Raw genomic sequence first — 16,848 nt, forward strand, 5'->3', positions numbered from 1 at the left:
AGGAACAAAGGAATCGCTATGAAGAAGACCCTCGGAGCACTGTCGCTCCTCGGCGCGTCCGCCCTCGCGCTCTCCGCCTGCGCCGCCGGCGGCACGCCGTCGGGCAGCACCGAAGAGACCGGAGAGCTGACGGTGTGGCTGGTGGGGACCGACACCCCGCAGGAAGCGCGCGACCACCTCAAGAAGACATTCGAGGCGGAGAACGACGGGTGGACCCTCACCGTGGAGGAGAAGACCTGGGCGGACACCGCCGACAACTACGTCGCGGCGCTCTCATCGAACGACGCCCCCGACGTCGTCGAGGTCGGGAACACGCAGGCGCCGGGCTTCATCGCCCAGGGCATGCTCGCCGACATCACCGATCTGCGGGAGGAGCTCGGCGGCGACGATCTGCTGCAGAGCTTCGTCGACCTCGGATCGGAGGACGGCACTCTCTACGCCGCGCCGTATTACGCGGGCTCCCGCGTGGTGTTCTTCTCGCCCCGCACGCACGACGGCGAGGTCCCCGCGACGCTCGAGGAGTACGTCCAGGCGGGCATCGAGGGGACGACGGCGTCGAAGTCGGGGATCTACGCACCCGGCAAGGACTGGTACAACGCCCTGCCCTTCGTCTGGGCGAACGGCGGCGAGATCGCCACGCAGGACGGCGACCGGTGGGTCGGCGGATTCTCCAGCGACGGCGGCGTCGCAGGCCTCGAGATGCTGCAGGACGTGTACGAGAACGCGACGATCGCGCCGGCCGACGGCGACGAGACCGACCCGCAGGTGCCGTTCTGCGCCGACGAGATCGGATTCCTCTCCGCTCCCGCTTGGGTGAAGTGGTCGATCCTGGCGCCGGCGGACGCCGAGGCCGCGCCGGGATGCCCCGACGAGGCGGGCAAGGATCTCGCCGCCTTCGCGCTGCCGGGGATGACCGCGGGGGACGTCGCTCCCGTGTTCGCCGGCGGCTCCAACATCGCCGTCGCCGCGAAGTCCGACGCCCCCGACAAGGCGAAGGCCGCGCTCGGGATCATCCTGTCGGAGGGGTACCAGCAGATCCTCGCCGAGAACGGCCTGATCCCCGCACGCACCGCGTTCGCCAGCCACCTGCCCGACGACCAGATCACCGCGGAGGCCGCGAAGGCGGCCGCCTCGTCGAAGGCCGTCCCGGCGAGCCCCAACTGGGCGGAGGTGGAGTCCTCCGGTGTGATCAAGGACGCACTCGTGAAGATCGCGCAGGGCGGCGACGTGCCCGCGCTGGCGGCGGAGCTCGACAGCCAGATCGAGGCGATCCTCAACAAGTGAGCGCCACCACCACGGCACCGGCACGGGACGCGCTCGCGGGCACCGCCCGCGAGCGCGTCCGCCGGCGCAAGGATGCCGGCGCCGCCCTGACGCTGCTCGGACCGTCCCTCGTGATCCTCGGGGTGATGGTCGGGTACCCCGCGGTCCTCATGCTCGTGCAGTCCTTCACGGACTACTCGATCCGCAACAAGATCCAGGGGACGGCCCCCGACGTCGTCGGATTCGACAACTACCTGGCCGTCTTCACGCAGTCGGACTTCCCGGCCGTGCTCGTGCGGAGCCTCGGGCTCATGCTCGTGATGACGCTGCTCATCGTGGGACTGGGGACCGTCGTCGCCCTCCTGCTCACCCGGCTCAGCCGCGGCTGGCGCACCCTCGTGTCGGTGGGGCTGCTGCTGGCCTGGGCGATGCCGCCCCTCGCCGCCACGACGGTGTGGGGCTGGATCTTCGACACGCGGTACGGCCTCGTCAACTGGGCGCTCAACGCCGTGACCGGCTCGACCGCGTTCACGAACCATTCGTGGCTGCTGGATCCGTGGTCGTTCTTCGTCGTCCTCACGATCATCGTCGTCTGGCAGGGCATCCCGTTCGCGGCGTTCACCCTCTACGCCGGCCTCGGCCAGGTCCCGCCCGACGTCCTCGAGGCGGCATCCCTCGACGGCGCCACAGGTCGGCAGCGGTTCCGTCTGGTCGTCTTCCCGTACCTGCGGAACGTGTTCACGGTCGTCGTCGTGCTGCAGGTGATCTGGAACATGCGGATCTTCACGCAGGTCTACACGCTGCAGCAGCGCGGTGGTCTCATCTCCGAGACCAACGTGCTCGGCACGTACATCTTCCGGCAGGGCGTCGGCGAGTTCGGGGTGACGAGCGCGATCGGCGTGCTCATGGTCATCCTGCTGCTCGCGCTGTCATGGGGCTATGTCCGCACCACCCTGCGGGAGGAGGAGCCGTGAGCACACAGGTCACCCCCGCCGTGCAGCTCGGGACCGTCGGCGTCGAGGAGGTCGCCGGCGCGCCGGACGCGGCCCGGGACGTCCCGCGGCGTCGCCCGCGGTCCTCGCGCGGAACGCGCGCCGGCCTGAACCTCGCTGCCCTCGTCGTGTTCGCCTGCTCGGTGTTCCCGGTCTACTGGATGCTGAACATGTCGTTCACCCGGGGCGAGAGCATCATCAGCCGCACGCCGAGCTTCCTGCCCCTCGACTTCACCTTCCGCAACTTCCAGACGGCCTGGACGCGCGAGGCCGCCCCTGGGCAGACCGACTTCCCGCACGGGCTGCTCAGCTCCACCCTCGTGACCGTCGGCGTGCTCGTCGTGACGCTGCTGTTCGCCTTCCTCGCCTCGATCGCGGTGTCCCGCATCCGATTCCGCGGGCGGCGCTCCTTCATCGTCGCGGTCCTCATTGTGCAGATGATCCCGGGCGAGGCGATGATGTTCACGATCTACGGGCTCATCGACGACTGGCGCCTGATGAACACGCTGGTCGGGCTCGGCGTCGTCTACGTCGCGGCCGTCATCCCGTTCACGATCTGGACGCTGCGCGGCTTCGTGGCGGGCGTTCCCGTCGAACTGGAGGAGGCGGCGATGATCGACGGCTGCACCCGGTCGCAGGCGTTCTGGCGGGTCACGTTCCCCCTCCTCGCGCCCGGCCTGGTGGCGACCGGCATCTTCGCCTTCATCCAGTCCTGGAACGAGTTCACGATGGCGCTGCTGCTCATGCGGGGCTACAACCTGACCCTGCCGCCGTGGCTGCTGTCGTTCCAGTCCGCGACGGAGGCGACCAACTGGGGCGCCGTGATGGCGGCATCCACCCTGATCTCCGTCCCGGTCGTCATTTTCTTCCTGCTCGTGCAGGGGCGGATGTCGGGCGGCCTCGTCGCCGGCGCGGTGAAGGGCTGACCGTGCGGGTCGGACTGGATGTCGGCGGCAGCAAGATCCTCGCCGTCGCGGCCGCACCGGACGGCCGGATCATCGCGACCGATCGCCGCCCGACGGGCTGGGGACCGGATGCCGTGGTCGCGGGTGTCGTCGCGGCGGTCCGCGCCGTCGCCGGGGACACCGGACCGAGCTCGATCGGCATCGGCGTGCCGGGGCAGGTGGTCCCGGGCTCGGGAATCGTCCGCCACGCCCTCAACCTGGGCGTGGACCGCCTGGATCTCGCCGCGGCGATCGAGGATCGCACCGGAATCCGCCCGTTCGTCGACAACGACGTGCGCGCGGCGGCCGTCGGAGTGGCGGCGCGGATGCCGGCGCTCGAGGCCGTCGCCTACCTCAATCTCGGCACCGGTGTCGCGGCCGGCATCGCGCAGGCGGGCGCGCCGTGGCGGGGCGCTCGCGGCGCCGCCGGCGAGATCGGTCACGTCGCCGTCGATCCGGCCGGACCGATGTGCTCCTGCGGGCAGCGCGGCTGCATCGAGGCCCTCGCCGGCGGAGCGAGCGTCGCGCGCCGGTGGGGACGGCCCGGAGCGTACCCGGTGCAGGAGGTCTTCGATGCGGCGGACCGAGGCGACCCCGCCGCGACGGCCCTCCGGGACGACGTCTGGCGGGGCGTCGCGGCCGCCGTCCAGATGCTCGTCCTCACGACCGATGTCGACGCCGTCGTCCTCGGCGGGGGAGTCGCGCGCCTCGGCGACCGGCTCACGGGACCCGTCCGCGCGAGGCTCCGCGACGCGGGCGAGGGGTCGGCCTTCCTCGCCTCACTCGCGCTCGCCGACCGGATCGTCGTGCTGGCGCAGCCCGATCCCGTCGGCGCGGTCGGGGCCGCGCTGCTGGGAGCGGCCGAGGTGCCGACGGGTCTCGTCGGCTGAGTCCGGCGAGGCCGCCCCGGGGCGCGTCAGCTCGTCCAGGCGATCTCGGGCGAGCCGGGGAAGCGGATCCCGAGCGTCGTCCACAGCGGCCCGAGCGTCCCCACGCGCGCGCGGAACGACTCCCAGGTCCGCTCCTCGCGGGTGCCGGTCGCGGGCGACCAGGCCGCCTCGGCCGCCGCCGCGATGCGGGGGAAGGCGAGGGCGTCGATGTCGTCGAGCGAGCGGACCGTCTCGGACCACAGCGGCGCCTCGACGCCGAGGATGTCGCCCTCGGCGACACCGTCGACGACGTCCGTCGGCTCCCACCGGTACGCGCGCTCGACGCTCGTGGCGCCGCCTGCCCAGGTCAGCCCGAGGGGGAAGTCGTCGCTCGGTTTCATGTCCAGGTAGACCGCGTCGGCGGGGGAGAGGATCAGCCGTCCGCCCTTCGCCACGAACGCCCGGGCGTGGTCGGCCGCGTCGGCGGCCGGGGTCACGAAGCTCCAGTACTGTCCGATCGTCCCGGGGGCGAGATCAGCGGCCGCGCCGGCCTCGTGCCAGGCGATCGGGGTCTTCCCGAGGCCGGCGATGAGCCCGCTCACACGGGCGACGAACGCGGCGTACTCGGCGCGGTCGGTGCCGAGCGCCTCGTCGCCGCCGAAGTGCAGATACGGTCCGGGCGTCAGGTCGGCGAGCTCCGTGAACACGTCCGTCGCGAAGGCGTGCACCGCGGCATCCGCGGGATGCAGCGACGAGAAGCCGACGCCGATGCCCGTGTACGGCTCGCCGGCACGGGGGAGCTCCCCGTCGGGCGCGGCATCCCGCACCGGGTCGGCCGCCAGCGCCGGATAGGCGAGTCCCACCGCGTGCGTGTGGCCCGGCATGTCGATCTCGGGGACGACGGTCATGTGGTGCGCGGCGGCGTGGGCGACGATCGCGCGGTAGTCCTCCCGGGTGTAGAAGCCGCCGGGCCCCCCGCCCACCCCCGAGCCCGAGGCGCGTGCCGCGAGCTCCGGCCGCGAACGGAGCTCGATCCGCCACCCCTGGTCGTCCGAGAGATGCAGGTGCAGGTGGTTGAACTTCAGTGACGCGGCCCGGTCGATGTAGGCCGTCACCGTCTCGACGGGATGGAAGTGACGGGCGACGTCCAGCATCACGCCGCGGTAGCCGAAGCGCGGCGCGTCGTCGATCGCGACGGCGGGCACCGTCCAGCCGTCGGCGTCGCCGACGATGAGCTGCCCGACGGTCTGCACGCCGTAGAACAGGCCCGCGGCATCGGCGCCGTCGATGCGGATGCCGGCGGCGTCGGCGTCCAGGCGGTACGACTCCGCGGCGCCCGTTCCGGTGACCGTCAGGGCGATCGTGCCGCCGTCCGGCGCCGGCTGCAGGTCGAGGCCGGTCCGCAGGCGCACCAGCTCGCGGAGCGCCGCGACCGCGCCGGGGTCCCCCGAGACCGTCGCGGCGCCGGTGAGGCGGAGCCCTGCGGCATCCGTCGGGGACACGTCCGCGGGCAGGGGGACCAGCGCAGGCGAGGGCATGCGGCCGCCGTTCGTCGTCGAGTCGGGTCGGGGATGGCGACACCGTACCAGCGCACCATCGGATATGCTCGCTGTGTCGCGACTGGCGTTGAGGTGGGTCACCACCGGGGAGCGATTGACACGGCATTCGACCGCGCGCCTGGGCCGATGCGAGATTCTCATCCCGAAAGCCGTCGTCAGGAGATCGCCATGACCGATTCGCTGTTCAACGCCCCCCTCGCAGAGGTCGACCCCGAGATCGCCGAGGTCCTCGAGCGCGAGCTCGACCGCCAGCGCGGCTACCTCGAGATGATCGCCTCGGAGAACTTCGTGCCCGTCTCGGTCCTGCAGTCGCAGGGCTCGGTCCTGACGAACAAGTACGCCGAGGGCTACCCCGGCCGCCGCTACTACGGCGGCTGCGAAGAGGTGGACGTCGCCGAGGAGCTCGCCATCTCGCGCGCGAAGTCCCTGTTCGGCGCCGAGTTCGCCAACGTGCAGCCCCACTCGGGCGCCTCGGCGAACGCCGCCGTCCTGCACGCCATCGCCCGCCCCGGCGACACCCTGCTCGGCCTCTCGCTCGACCACGGCGGTCACCTCACCCATGGCATGAAGATCAACTTCTCGGGCCGGCTCTACAACATCGTCGCGTACGGCGTCGACGCGGAGACCTCGCTCGTCGACATGGACGAGGTCCGCCGCCTCGCGCTCGAGCACAAGCCGAAGGTCATCATCGCCGGCTGGTCGGCGTACCCCCGTCAGCTCGACTTCGCCGCGTTCCGTGCGATCGCCAACGAGGTGGGCGCCCTCCTGTGGGTCGACATGGCGCACTTCGCCGGCCTCGTCGCCGCCGGCCTGCACCCGAACCCGGTGCCGCACGCGCACGTCGTCAGCTCGACCGTGCACAAGACGATCGGCGGCCCCCGCTCGGGCTTCATCCTGAGCAACGACGCCGACATCGCGAAGAAGATCAACTCCGCGGTCTTCCCGGGGCAGCAGGGCGGGCCGCTCATGCACGTCATCGCCGCGAAGGCGACCGCGTTCAAGCTCGCGGCGACCGACGCCTTCAAGGAGCGGCAGCAGCGCACGATCAGCGGTGCCGCGATCCTCGCGGAGCGGCTGACGCAGCAGGACGTGACGGATGCCGGGATCGCCGTGCGCTCCGGCGGCACCGACGTGCACCTCGTCCTGGTGGACCTCCGCGGCGCCGAGATCGACGGCAAGCAGGCGGAGGACCTGCTGCACGAGATCCGCATCACCGTGAACCGCAACGCCGTCCCGAACGACCCGCGCCCGCCGATGGTGACGTCCGGCCTCCGCATCGGCACGCCCGCACTCGCGACCCGCGGGTTCGGCGACGCCGAGTTCACGGAGGTCGCCGACATCATCGCCCTCGCGCTGCAGCCCGGCGCGGATCTCGAGGCGCTGCGCGCTCGCGTCGCGACGCTCGCCGACGCGTTCCCGCTCTACCCCGGCCTCCAGCAGTGAGCGCGCAGGTCCTCGACGGCAAAGCCGCATCCGCCGCGATCAAGGCGGAGCTCGCCGAGCGGGTGGCCGCGCTGAAGGAGCGCGGCGTGACCCCCGGGATCGCGACGGTGCTGGTCGGCGCCGACCCGGCATCCCAGCTGTACGTCGGCATGAAGCACCGCCAGTCCGAGGCGATCGGGATGAACTCGATCTCGCGCGAGCTCCCCGCGGATGCGACGCAGGAGGACGTCGAGGCCCTGATCGACGAGCTGAACGCGGACCCGGCGTGTCACGGGTACATCCTGCAGCTGCCGCTGCCGAAGCACCTCGACACCGACCGGATCCTGGAGCGCATCGACCCGGCGAAGGATGCCGACGGCCTGCACCCCACGAACCTCGGCCGCCTCGTGCTGAACGTCAACGCGCCGATCTCGTCGCCGCTGCCGTGCACGCCGCGCGGCGTCATCGAGCTGCTGCAGCGGAACGGCTACGACCTGAACGGCGCGCACGTCGTCGTGGTCGGCCGCGGCGTGACGATCGGCCGCTCGATCGGCCTGCTGCTCACGCGCCGCGCGTACAACGCGACCGTGACGCTCACCCACACCGGCACGACCGACCTCGGTGAGCACCTGCGCCGGGCGGACGTGATCGTTGCGGCAGCGGGTGTGAAGCACATCGTGCGCGCCGAGCACGTGAAGCCGGGCGCCGCGGTCCTGGATGTGGGCGTGACCCGCGAGGACGACCCCGAGACCGGCAAGAGCCGCGTCTACGGCGACGTCCACCCGGACGTCGCCGAGGTCGCCGGCTACCTGTCGCCGAATCCCGGCGGCGTCGGACCGATGACCGTCGCGCTCCTCATGACGAACGTCGTCGAGGTCGCGGAGCGGGCGGCGGGCCTCCGGGACTGACCCTCCCTCGAGACGGCACGTCACGCCCCGGACGGGAGCCCGTCACGGGCGCAGCGTGCCGTCTCGCCGGTTCGGCGCTCAGGCGGTGACGCGCGCGAGGAACTCGCGCGTGCGCGGCTCGCGGGGGCGGCGCAGCACCGCCGCCGGCGGACCCTGCTCGACGATCGTGCCGGCGTCGAGGAAGACGACGTGGTCGGCGACGTCGCGCGCGAACGCCATCTCGTGCGTCGCCATCAGGATCGTGGCGCCCTCGGCCGCCAGGTCGCGGACGAGTCCCAGGACCTCTCCGACGAGCTCGGGATCGAGCGCCGATGTGATCTCGTCGAGGAGCAGCACCTCGGGGTCGGTCGCGATCGCGCGGACGATCGCCGCTCGCTGCTGCTGGCCGCCCGACAGCCGGTCGGGGTGCTCGCTCGCCTTGTCGGCGAGCCCGACCCGCGCGAGCAGGTCGAGCGCACGCGCCTCGGCGTCGCGCCGGGGCAGCCGGTGGACAACGCGCGAGGCGAGCGTCACGTTGTCGAGCACGGACAGGTGCGGGAACAGGTTGTAGCTCTGGAACACGGCGCCCAGGCGTGCGCGGACCCGGTTGCCGTCGACGCGGGGATCCGAGATGTCCTCGTCGCCGAGGAAGATCTGCCCGTCGTCGATGGGCTCCAGCAGTCCGAGGCATCGCAGCAGCGTCGACTTCCCTGACCCGCTCGCGCCGATCAGCGCGACGACCTCGTGCTGCGCGAGCGAGACGTCGACGCCGCGCAGGACCTCGCGCTCGCCGAACGACTTCCGGATGCCGGACGCCCGCAGCACCGCGCTCATACGATCGATCCCGTCTGCTCGCGCTCGCGCAGTCGCGCGGTGTACCAGTCGGCCAGCCGGATCGTCGGGATCGCCAGCAGGACGAACAGGACCGCCGCCACGACATAGGGCGTGAAGTTGTACGACAGCGACGTCTCGATCTGCGCCGCCCGGACGGCGTCGACGGCGCCCAGGACCGAGATGAGCCCCACGTCCTTCTGCATCGAGACGAAGTCGTTCATGAGCGGCGGCGTCATCTTGCGGAGCGCCTGCGGCAGCACCACGCGGCGCAGCGTCTGGGTGTAGCCGAGCCCCAGGGCGCGCGCGGCGAGCCGCTGCGACGGGTGCACGGCTTCGATTCCGGCGCGGATGACCTCGCTCACGTAGGCGGAGTACGTCAGCGTGATGGCCACCGTCCCCAGCACGACGACCGAGATCCGCTGGTTCAGCAGGGCCGGGATGCCGAGGCCGATGAGGTACAGCACGATGATGAGCGGGATGCCCCGGAAGACATCCGTGTAGCCGGCGGCGAGCACCCGGAGCGGGAAGAACACCGGACCGCGGAGCGTCCGCAGCAGCGCGATGAGCAGCGCCGCGATCGAGACCGTCACGACCGACAGGCCGAGCACCTGCAGGTTCAGCAGGAACCCGTCCCACACCCTCGGCAGCGAGGCGACGAACGTCGCCGGGTCGAAGAACCGCTGCTGCACCTGCGCCCAGCCGGGGGTGTTCACGACGGTCACCCACACGACGGCGGCGAACACGACCGTGGAGGCGACCGCCACGAGCACCGATCGACGCGCGCGGCGCGCGCGGTACGCGCGGCGGTCGAGCTCGAGCTCGCTCGGCCGGAAGGACGGGTCGGTCACGACACGACGCTACCGGACCGGATCACTGCAGCTGGGCAGCGCCCTCGCTGAGGACCGAGAGCCACTCCTCCTCGAGCGCAGCGAGCGTGCCGTCCTCGCGCAGGGCGTCGACGGCGGCCGTCACGCTCTCGGTGAGCGGCGACTGATCCGACAGCAGCAGCCCCCACTGGTCCGGGACGCCCGCCGCCGGCAGCTCGCCGACGAGGAACGCGTCCTCGATGTAGAAGTTCGCCGCGACGTAGGCCGTCGGCAGGTCGAGGACGAGACCGTCGATCTGGCCCGCCTCGAGGGCCGCACGCGCGTCCTCGTTGCTGTTGAACAGGAGCGGGTCGGTGGTCGGCTGGATGGCCTCGTCCACGGTCGTGGCGCTCGTCGATCCCGCCATGGCGCCGAGCAGCAGGTCCTTCGCGCCGGCGATGTCCGTCACGCCGTCGGCCTTGCCGCCCTCGATCGCGACGATGGCCTGGCTCGCCTCGTAGTAGGGGGTCGAGAAGTCGACCGCCTTCTCGCGGTCCTCGGTGATCGTGTACTGCTGGATGTTGATGTCGAAGTCCTTGGGTCCCGGGGCGATCGCCGACTCGAAGGTCGTCCGCACCCACTCGACGTCCTCCGGCGCGAAGCCGAGCTCCTCGGCCACGGCGTAGGCGACCGCCGACTCGAAGCCGTCGCCGGATGCGGGGTCGTCGTCGATGACGTAAGGCTCGTACGCGGGCTCGCCCGTGCCGATCGTGAGCTTGCCGGGGGTGACGAAGTCCGAGGCTTCGGGAGCACCGGCATCCGCCGACTCCTCCGGTGCCTCGCCGGCGGTCGACGCGCAGCCGCCGAGGAAGACGACGGCGGCGGCCGTGGCGGCGACGAGCGCGGTGCGCAGAACAGGACGACGGGACATACGGGCCTCCGGGTTCGAGTGGCTCCGGTGCTGTATCCGGGGCCGTCGATCATTCTCGCCCCTGCGGAGGCCCGGAGGCCCCCGCAGCGACGCTTTGTTACACCGCTGTCATCTGCCGCGCGGGGCCGGTCACTTCAGGCCGGATGTCGCCGCGCCGCGGAGGAGGAACCGCTGGCCGAACAGGAAGATCAGGAACAGCGGGATCAGCGACACGACGCTCATCGCGAACATCGACCCGTAGTCCGAGCTCGACTGCGCGTCCAGGAACCCCTTCAGCGCGAGCGAAGCCGGGAACAGCTCCGGCAGGCGCAGGTAGATGAGCGGTCCGAAGAAGTCGCCCCACGTCCAGATGAACGTGAAGATCGCGGTCGTCGCGAGCGACGGGACGATCAGCGGCAGGGTGATCTGGAAGTAGCTGCGGATCTGACCGGCCCCGTCCACGCGGGCGGCTTCGAACAGCTCCTTCGGGAGCCCGCGGATGAACTGCACCATGAGGAAGATGAAGAACGCCTCGGTCGCGAGGAACTTCGGCGCGATCAGCGGCAGGAAGGTGTTCAGCCAGCCGAGCTCCTTGTAGATGAGGAACTGGGGCACCAGCAGCACCTGGAACGGCAGCATGATCGACCCGAGCATCACCGTGAAGGCGAGGGTCCGGCCGCGGAACTGCAGCCGGGCGAATGCGTACGCCGCCATCGAGCACGACAGCAGGTTCCCCACGATCGCCCCGAGCGCGATGATCGACGAGTTCACGAGGAAGACGCTGAAGGGCGCCTGCAGGTCGTTCCACCCGTTCGTGTAGTTCTCGAACGTGAGGTCGGTCGTGAAGATGCTGAGGTCGCGGAAGATCTGATCGTTCGGCTTCAGGCTCGAGACGACGAGCCAGATGAGCGGGTAGATCATGATGAGCGACACGAGGACGAGCATCACGTGCTTCACGATCGAGCGCATGCCGCCGCTGCGGCCGGCGAAGCGGCGTCGCGGCCGGGGGCGCAGAACTGCGTCCGGCCGGACGAGGGTCTCGGTTTCAGTCGTCATAGAACACCCAATACTTCGAGAGCCAGAAGTTGAACGCGGTGAAGGCGGCGATCACCAGGAGCAGGAACCACGACATGGCGGACGCGTATCCCATGTCGAGCTCCGTGAACGCCTCCTTGTACAGGAGCAGCGTGAAGAACATCGTCGCGTCGCTGGGCCCGCCCGTCCCGCCCGAGACGACGTAGGCCTGCGTGAAGGACTGGAACGCGAAGATGATCTGCAGCACCAGGTTGAAGAAGATCACCGGGGTGAGCAGCGGGAACGTGATCGAGAAGAACTGGCGCAGTCGGCCGGCGCCGTCGATCGAGGCCGCCTCGTAGTACATCTCCGGGATCTGGCGGAGGCCCGCCAGGAAGATGACCATGGGGGAGCCGAACGTCCACACGTGCAGGATGATCAGGGTTCCGAGGGCGTAGTCGGGATGGCCGATCCAGCCGGGACCCTCGATCCCGAACACGGCCAGGAAGGCGTTGACCAGGCCCTCCTTGCCGAACACCTGACGCCACAGGATCGCGATCGCGACCGAGCCGCCGAGCAGCGAGGGCAGGTAGAAGATCGACCGGTAGAACGGCAGCCCCCGCATGCCCTTGTCGAGCAGCAGGGCGAGCCCGAGGGCGAGGGCGAGCTGCAGCGGCACGCCGATGAGGACGTAGACGGTCGTCACCCGCATCGAGTTCCAGAACCGGGCGTCGCCGAACATGGCGGTGATGTTGTCGAGCCCCGACCACACCGGCTCCTGCAGCAGGTTGTAGTCGGTGAACGACAGGTACAGCGACGCCAGCATGGGGCCGAGCGTCAGGCCCAGGGTGCCGATCAACCAGGGCAGCAGGAAGAAGAACGCCGCCTTGTTGTCGGGATAGCGCACTCTGACGCGCGAGGACGTCGTGTCACGCCGCGACCGCGCAATCGTGCGGAGCTCGCCGAGACTGCTCACATGACCTCCTCGTCACGGGGAATTGGATTAGTCGGGAACCACAACATCTGAGAAAGCGGTTTCACGACGAGGTCGATTATCAGCATGCCGAGGCCCATCCGTCAAGCCGACGGCGGGTATCGTGTGAGCGTCCCGTCGCGTGAGGGCGAGACGAGAGGGGTTCGATGGCCGGTCATCACGGCAATGCGACGATCGCCGACGTGGCTCGCGCCGCCGGGGTCTCACCGGCTACCGTGTCGCGCGTCATGAACGACAGGTTCGCCGGCGAGCCCGCCGTCGCCGAACGCGTGCGGGGCGCCGTCGCGGAGCTCGGATACGCCCCCAGCCCGCTCGCCCGCAGCCTGGCCCTCGGACGGACCCACGCGGTCGCCTTCGTCGTGCCGGACCTCGCGAACCCCGCCTTCCAGTCGGTGCTGGCGGGCCTCAGCAAGACCGCCGCCGCCGACGGCTACCGGGTGCTCGTGGCCGACTCCGGGGAGTCGCCCGCCGAGGAGGCTCCGCTCGCGATGGAGATCCGCCGCCGCACCGATGCGATCGTGCTCTGCGCGCCCCGCATGCCCGAGGCGGAGCTGGCATCGCTCATGCCTCAGCTCGGCCCCGTCGTCCTCATCAACCGCCGCGTGACCGAGTCGGCCGGGCCCTCCCTGGCGATCGACTACCGCCGCGGCATCCGGGCCATCGCCGAGCACCTCTACGGCCTCGGCCATCGCGGGATGGCGTACGTGTACGGTCCCGAGCGCAGTGCCTCCAACGCGCTGCGCGAGGAGGGGATCGCCGATTTCCTCGCCGACCATCCCGACGTCACGATGGCGCACATCCCCGCGGGCACCTCGTCCGACCACGGTCAGGCGGCCGCGGCATCCGTTCGGGGAAGCGGTGCGACGGCGGCCATGGCCTTCAACGACCTCGTCGCCGTCGGGCTCATCGGCGGCCTGCGCAAGCTGGGACTGCGGGTGCCCGGCGACGTCTCGGTGACGGGGTTCGACGACATCCCGCTCGCCCGGTACCTGGACCCGGCTCTGACCACGGCGTCGGTGTCGCACGCGGAGCTCGGCGTGCTCGCCTGGCGGCAGATGAAGGCCGTCATGGCGGGGGAGGACCCCGGCCCGCACGTCACCTTCCCGCCCCGTCTCGAGGTGCGGATGTCCACGGCGCCGCCGCGGTCGCGCTGAGCCGTTGCGGTAATCCGGCTCGGCTGATCACGTTTTTGTTGCCGCCGAGCACATTTGTTGACAGGCGCTCGAAGCCGATGCTAGCTTCGCCGAGAAAGCGATTTCTCGCCTCCGTGGCGAGGTCCTGGCATCAACCCGAAAAGAGGCGCAACGATGCGTAAAACAGCACTGCGAGGGGTCCTCGGCTCCACCGCGGCCCTCACCGCCATCGCCCTTGCCGGCTGCTCCGGCGGCGGCGCTCCCGCCGCGGGCGGCGGCGACTTCGATCCCGACGAGGAGGTCTCGCTCGAGATCTCGTGGTGGGGTGACGACGCCCGCGCCGCGATGTTCGGCGAGGTCATCGACATGTTCGAGCAGGAGTACCCGAACATCACCGTCGTGGAGACGCCCGTGGGTGCTCCGGAAGACCTCTTCAACCGACTCGCGACGGACTTCGCGGCCGGCGGCGACACCGCCCCCGATGTGTTCGCGCTGGGCGGCGCCAAGCCGCAGGAATACGGCTCGCTCGGCGCGCTGCTCGACCTCGGCACGGTCAGCAAGCAGCTGGACAGCTCGGCGTACCCCGACTTCTCGCTCACCAACGCGATCGTCGACGAGAAGCTGTACGGGCTGCCCACCGGCGGCAACGCGACGGCGGCCTTCATCAACGCCGACATCTTCGAGCAGGCCGGCGTCGAGATCCCGACCGCCGATTGGACGTGGGACGACCTCATCGAGGCGGCCAACGCGATCGGCACGGCCGGACTGGAGAACGAGGCCGGCCAGAACATCGTCGGCATCGACCTGCGCATCGGCGACATCATCGGCACCTATGCCGGTCAGGTGAGCGAGGTCGGCATGTACGACTGGGACGGCTCGCTCGGCGTCGACGCGGACCAGGTCGCCGGCTGGTACGAGATCGAGCAGAGGCTCAACGAGGGCGGCGGCCTGCCCGACCCCTCGGTGGTCACCGCGAACTGGACCCTGCCCCCCGACCAGCAGCCGTTCACCCTCGGACAGGCCGGCATCACGTTCGGCTACAGCAACCTGATGAGTGCGTACACGACGGCCGGTGAGGATGTGCAGATGATGCTCCCGCCGACGTCGACGGACATCTCCGGCGTCGCACTGCTGCCGTCGGCCTTCTGGTCGGTCAACGCGGCGACGGAGCACCCCGAGGCCGCGGCGCTCCTCGTCGACTGGTTCCTGCACGAGCCCGCCGCCGCCGAGCTGATCCTCGACACGCGCGGTGTGCCCTTCAACCCCGACACGCTCGAAGTGGTCGCGCCGCTGCTGAGCGGACCAAGCCAGATCGCCGCCGACTACGTCGACGTCGTGCTCGACGCCGGTGTCGTCGCTCCGCCCCAGCCCGCGGGCGGTGCGATCATGAACGAGCTGTCGCAGCGGATGGAGTCCGAGGTCCTGTTCGGCCGCGCCACGCCGCAGGAAGCCGGCCAGGGCTGGGTCGACGAGCTCGGCGCCGCACTGAACTGACGTCACCCGACACGGCGGGGCGGGGCCCGGTGGCCCTGTCCCGCCGTGTCGTTCGTCCGATCGCACCCGCAAGGAGAACCCCATGGCCTCGTCCCCGCGACACGACGCGCTCGCTCGACTGCGCGCCGCGGACACCGCAGCCCGCGCCGGCGTCGCCGGCACGCCCCTCGGCGCCGAACTGGCGACGGGAGCCGTCGGCTTCGCCGCGATCGGCGGTCCGCTCGAGGCGCGCTGGGACGACGCGCTGGGCGAGCTGAGCCAGTGCATCCGTCCGATCGGCGCGTCGGCGCCGGTGCTGAACGAGGGCGGCCCGTACGACGGATGCTGGATCGAGAGCACCGGCACCATCAACGTCGACGTCCTCACCCGGTTCGCGCCGCGCGTCGCGAGGGACACGCTGCGGCAGTTCGCCGACCACCAGCGCGAGGACGGCATGATCCCGTACAAGGTCACCCCGGCCGGCCCGGGATTCAGCCAGATCCAGATGGTCACGCCGCTCGCGCGGACCGTGTGGCGGCATTACCTCGCGACGGGGGACGCGGAACTGCTCCGCGCGCTGTACGACGCGATGGTCCGCCACGACGCCTGGCTGGTGCGCTACCGGGACACCCGCGGCACCGGCGGGGTCGAGGCCTTCTGCACGTTCGACACCGGACACGACCTCTCGCCGCGATTCTGGTTCGCACCCGACCGCGCCCTCCACTCCGATGCCCGTTACTGCGACCCGACGGCGCCGCTCGTGCCGTACGTCGCCCCCGACCTGACCGCGAACGTCGCCTGTCAGCGGGAGTACCTGGCCGTCATCGCACGCGAGCTCGGGCAGGACCCGGCGCCGTGGCAGGAGGCGGCGGCCGCGTCGCGGGCGGCGCTGTACGACCAGTGCTTCGTCGAGGCGGACGGCATGTTCTACGACCGCGACCGGTCGGGTGCCCATGTCGCCATCGCCTCGGACGTCCTCGCGCGCGTGCTCGCGTGCGAGATCGGGGACGGAGCGTTCTTCGCTGCGAGCCTGCGGGATCACCTGATGAACACGCGCAGGTTCCTGGCCCATTACGGCTTCACGACCATCGCGATGGACGACCCCCGATTCGACGCCGATGCGACCCGGAACTCCTGGGGCGGACCGGTGAACTTCCTCGCGCAGCTCCGCGCCCCGGACGCGTTCGAACGGCACGGTCATGTCGCCGAGCTGAGCCTTGTGACCTCGCCGGTGCTGTCCGCCGTCGCCATCGCGGACCGCTTCCCGCAGTGCCTCGACCCGTGGTCGGGTGCCGCGGGGTACACCGAGGTGTATTCGCCCTCGATCCTCTGGTACCTCGATGCGCTTGAGCGCACCAGCGGCGTGATGGCCCGTCCGGACGGGACGCTGTGGCTGTCCGGCATGACCCCCACGCGCCTGGAGCACGGTGCTGCCGCGACCGCCGTGGCGTTCTCGCGGCGAACGGATGCCGGGCTGTGGGAGATCGCCGGCGACGATGAGATCGTCGAGGTGTTCCGGGACGGCGAGCCGTTCGCCGCGTTCCCGCGCGGCTGGCGTGTCGTCGTCGACGCCGACGGACGCGTGAGCGAGGTCGTCGGTCTGGCCGCCGCCGCCATCGGCGGCGTGCTCCGGACCGGCACGGCGGAGCTCGAGCTGGTGGTGGCGCCGAACGAGGTCGTCGACGTCCGCGACGCCCGCGTCAGCCGGCGGAGCGGACCGGAGTTCGTCCCGCCGGTCTTCTGAGCGC

15 protein-coding genes and 1 riboswitch are annotated in these 16,848 nt (G+C 70.9%); of the genes, 9 read left to right on the forward strand and 6 right to left on the reverse strand.

Annotated features, from left to right (window positions below):
* Nucleotides 1-18: 18 nt before the first annotated feature.
* From AB3M83_RS10710 to AB3M83_RS10725, 4 genes are read left to right on the forward strand one after another with little or no spacing between them, the layout of a single operon-like run.
* Nucleotides 19-1,284: an extracellular solute-binding protein gene (locus AB3M83_RS10710; RefSeq protein WP_412947926.1), complete on the forward strand. Its 1,266-nt coding sequence runs from the start codon at nucleotides 19-21 to the stop codon at nucleotides 1,282-1,284.
* Nucleotides 1,281-2,237: a carbohydrate ABC transporter permease gene (locus AB3M83_RS10715; RefSeq protein WP_412947928.1), complete on the forward strand. Its 957-nt coding sequence runs from the start codon at nucleotides 1,281-1,283 to the stop codon at nucleotides 2,235-2,237. Before AB3M83_RS10710 ends, AB3M83_RS10715 begins: the two co-directional genes overlap by 4 nt.
* On the forward strand, nucleotides 2,234-3,181 hold the full coding sequence (locus AB3M83_RS10720; protein ID WP_412947930.1) for a carbohydrate ABC transporter permease: 948 nt from the start codon (nucleotides 2,234-2,236) through the stop codon (nucleotides 3,179-3,181). The genes AB3M83_RS10715 and AB3M83_RS10720 overlap by 4 nt, the downstream gene beginning before the upstream one ends.
* Nucleotides 3,182-3,183: 2 nt before the next feature.
* Nucleotides 3,184-4,089 carry an ROK family protein gene (locus AB3M83_RS10725; RefSeq protein WP_412947932.1) on the forward strand — a complete coding sequence of 302 codons (906 nt, stop codon included), beginning with the start codon at nucleotides 3,184-3,186 and terminating at the stop codon, nucleotides 4,087-4,089.
* Nucleotides 4,090-4,115: 26 nt separating this feature from the next.
* Here AB3M83_RS10725 and AB3M83_RS10730 read toward each other — a convergent pair whose 3' ends face one another.
* Nucleotides 4,116-5,606, reverse strand: coding sequence for a beta-N-acetylhexosaminidase (locus tag AB3M83_RS10730; protein WP_412947934.1), 1,491 nt, complete (start codon nucleotides 5,604-5,606; stop codon nucleotides 4,116-4,118).
* A 68-nt stretch (nucleotides 5,607-5,674) separates the two neighbouring features.
* A riboswitch (ZMP/ZTP riboswitch) is annotated at nucleotides 5,675-5,758 on the forward strand.
* A 37-nt stretch (nucleotides 5,759-5,795) separates the two neighbouring features.
* On the opposite strand from AB3M83_RS10730, the gene glyA reads away from it, so the two are divergent.
* Both glyA and AB3M83_RS10740 read left to right on the forward strand, forming a co-directional pair.
* Nucleotides 5,796-7,070 (forward strand): serine hydroxymethyltransferase, encoded by a 1,275-nt coding sequence (gene glyA, locus AB3M83_RS10735; protein ID WP_412947935.1) that lies wholly within the window; start codon nucleotides 5,796-5,798, stop codon nucleotides 7,068-7,070.
* Complete coding sequence (locus AB3M83_RS10740) at nucleotides 7,067-7,957, forward strand: bifunctional methylenetetrahydrofolate dehydrogenase/methenyltetrahydrofolate cyclohydrolase (protein ID WP_412947937.1); 891 nt, start codon at nucleotides 7,067-7,069, stop codon at nucleotides 7,955-7,957. The genes glyA and AB3M83_RS10740 overlap by 4 nt, the downstream gene beginning before the upstream one ends.
* 78 nt (nucleotides 7,958-8,035) lie before the next feature.
* On the opposite strand, the gene AB3M83_RS10745 is transcribed toward AB3M83_RS10740, so the two are convergent.
* The 5 genes from AB3M83_RS10745 to AB3M83_RS10765 form a co-directional block, all read right to left on the reverse strand.
* Nucleotides 8,036-8,770, reverse strand: coding sequence for an amino acid ABC transporter ATP-binding protein (locus tag AB3M83_RS10745; RefSeq protein WP_412947939.1), 735 nt, complete (start codon nucleotides 8,768-8,770; stop codon nucleotides 8,036-8,038).
* Nucleotides 8,767-9,618 carry an amino acid ABC transporter permease gene (locus tag AB3M83_RS10750; RefSeq protein ID WP_412947941.1) on the reverse strand — a complete coding sequence of 284 codons (852 nt, stop codon included), beginning with the start codon at nucleotides 9,616-9,618 and terminating at the stop codon, nucleotides 8,767-8,769. Before AB3M83_RS10750 ends, AB3M83_RS10745 begins: the two co-directional genes overlap by 4 nt.
* A 22-nt stretch (nucleotides 9,619-9,640) precedes the next feature.
* The gene (locus AB3M83_RS10755) at nucleotides 9,641-10,507 is read right to left on the reverse strand and encodes an ABC transporter substrate-binding protein (protein WP_412947943.1); all 867 of its coding nucleotides are present in this window, start codon (nucleotides 10,505-10,507) and stop codon (nucleotides 9,641-9,643) included.
* 129 nt (nucleotides 10,508-10,636) lie between these two features.
* Complete coding sequence (locus AB3M83_RS10760; protein WP_412947944.1) at nucleotides 10,637-11,542, reverse strand: carbohydrate ABC transporter permease; 906 nt, start codon at nucleotides 11,540-11,542, stop codon at nucleotides 10,637-10,639.
* On the reverse strand, nucleotides 11,532-12,449 hold the full coding sequence (locus AB3M83_RS10765; RefSeq protein ID WP_412948506.1) for a carbohydrate ABC transporter permease: 918 nt from the start codon (nucleotides 12,447-12,449) through the stop codon (nucleotides 11,532-11,534). Before AB3M83_RS10765 ends, AB3M83_RS10760 begins: the two co-directional genes overlap by 11 nt.
* A 191-nt stretch (nucleotides 12,450-12,640) precedes the next feature.
* Here AB3M83_RS10765 and AB3M83_RS10770 point away from each other — a divergent pair, with 191 nt between their 5' ends.
* The 3 genes from AB3M83_RS10770 (at nucleotide 12,641) to AB3M83_RS10780 (ending at nucleotide 16,844) form a co-directional block, all read left to right on the forward strand.
* On the forward strand, nucleotides 12,641-13,648 hold the full coding sequence (locus AB3M83_RS10770; RefSeq protein WP_412947946.1) for a LacI family DNA-binding transcriptional regulator: 1,008 nt from the start codon (nucleotides 12,641-12,643) through the stop codon (nucleotides 13,646-13,648).
* A gap of 153 nt (nucleotides 13,649-13,801) precedes the next feature.
* Entirely contained in the window at nucleotides 13,802-15,121 is a 1,320-nt protein-coding gene (locus AB3M83_RS10775) for an ABC transporter substrate-binding protein (protein ID WP_412947948.1), read from the forward strand.
* Nucleotides 15,122-15,203: 82 nt separating this feature from the next.
* Nucleotides 15,204-16,844: an MGH1-like glycoside hydrolase domain-containing protein gene (locus AB3M83_RS10780; RefSeq protein WP_412947950.1), complete on the forward strand. Its 1,641-nt coding sequence runs from the start codon at nucleotides 15,204-15,206 to the stop codon at nucleotides 16,842-16,844.
* The last annotated feature ends 4 nt before the right edge of the window (nucleotides 16,845-16,848 follow it).

Source organism: Microbacterium pasadenense, assembly GCF_047246565.1.
Classification (GTDB): Bacteria; Actinomycetota; Actinomycetes; order Actinomycetales; family Microbacteriaceae; genus Microbacterium.

Excerpts from the sequence above, each read along its gene's own strand:
- AB3M83_RS10755 (WP_412947943.1), bottom strand. The coding sequence starts at position 10,507 with ATGTCCCGTCGTCCTGTTCTGCGCACCGCGCTCGTCGCCGCCACGGCC.
- AB3M83_RS10780 (WP_412947950.1), top strand. The coding sequence starts at position 15,204 with ATGGCCTCGTCCCCGCGACACGACGCGCTCGCTCGACTGCGCGCCGCG.
- AB3M83_RS10760 (WP_412947944.1), bottom strand. The coding sequence starts at position 11,542 with ATGACGACTGAAACCGAGACCCTCGTCCGGCCGGACGCAGTTCTGCGC.
- AB3M83_RS10730 (WP_412947934.1), bottom strand. The coding sequence starts at position 5,606 with ATGCCCTCGCCTGCGCTGGTCCCCCTGCCCGCGGACGTGTCCCCGACG.
- AB3M83_RS10745 (WP_412947939.1), bottom strand. The coding sequence starts at position 8,770 with ATGAGCGCGGTGCTGCGGGCGTCCGGCATCCGGAAGTCGTTCGGCGAG.
- glyA (WP_412947935.1), top strand. The coding sequence starts at position 5,796 with ATGACCGATTCGCTGTTCAACGCCCCCCTCGCAGAGGTCGACCCCGAG.
- AB3M83_RS10775 (WP_412947948.1), top strand. The coding sequence starts at position 13,802 with ATGCGTAAAACAGCACTGCGAGGGGTCCTCGGCTCCACCGCGGCCCTC.
- AB3M83_RS10770 (WP_412947946.1), top strand. The coding sequence starts at position 12,641 with ATGGCCGGTCATCACGGCAATGCGACGATCGCCGACGTGGCTCGCGCC.
- AB3M83_RS10710 (WP_412947926.1), top strand. The coding sequence starts at position 19 with ATGAAGAAGACCCTCGGAGCACTGTCGCTCCTCGGCGCGTCCGCCCTC.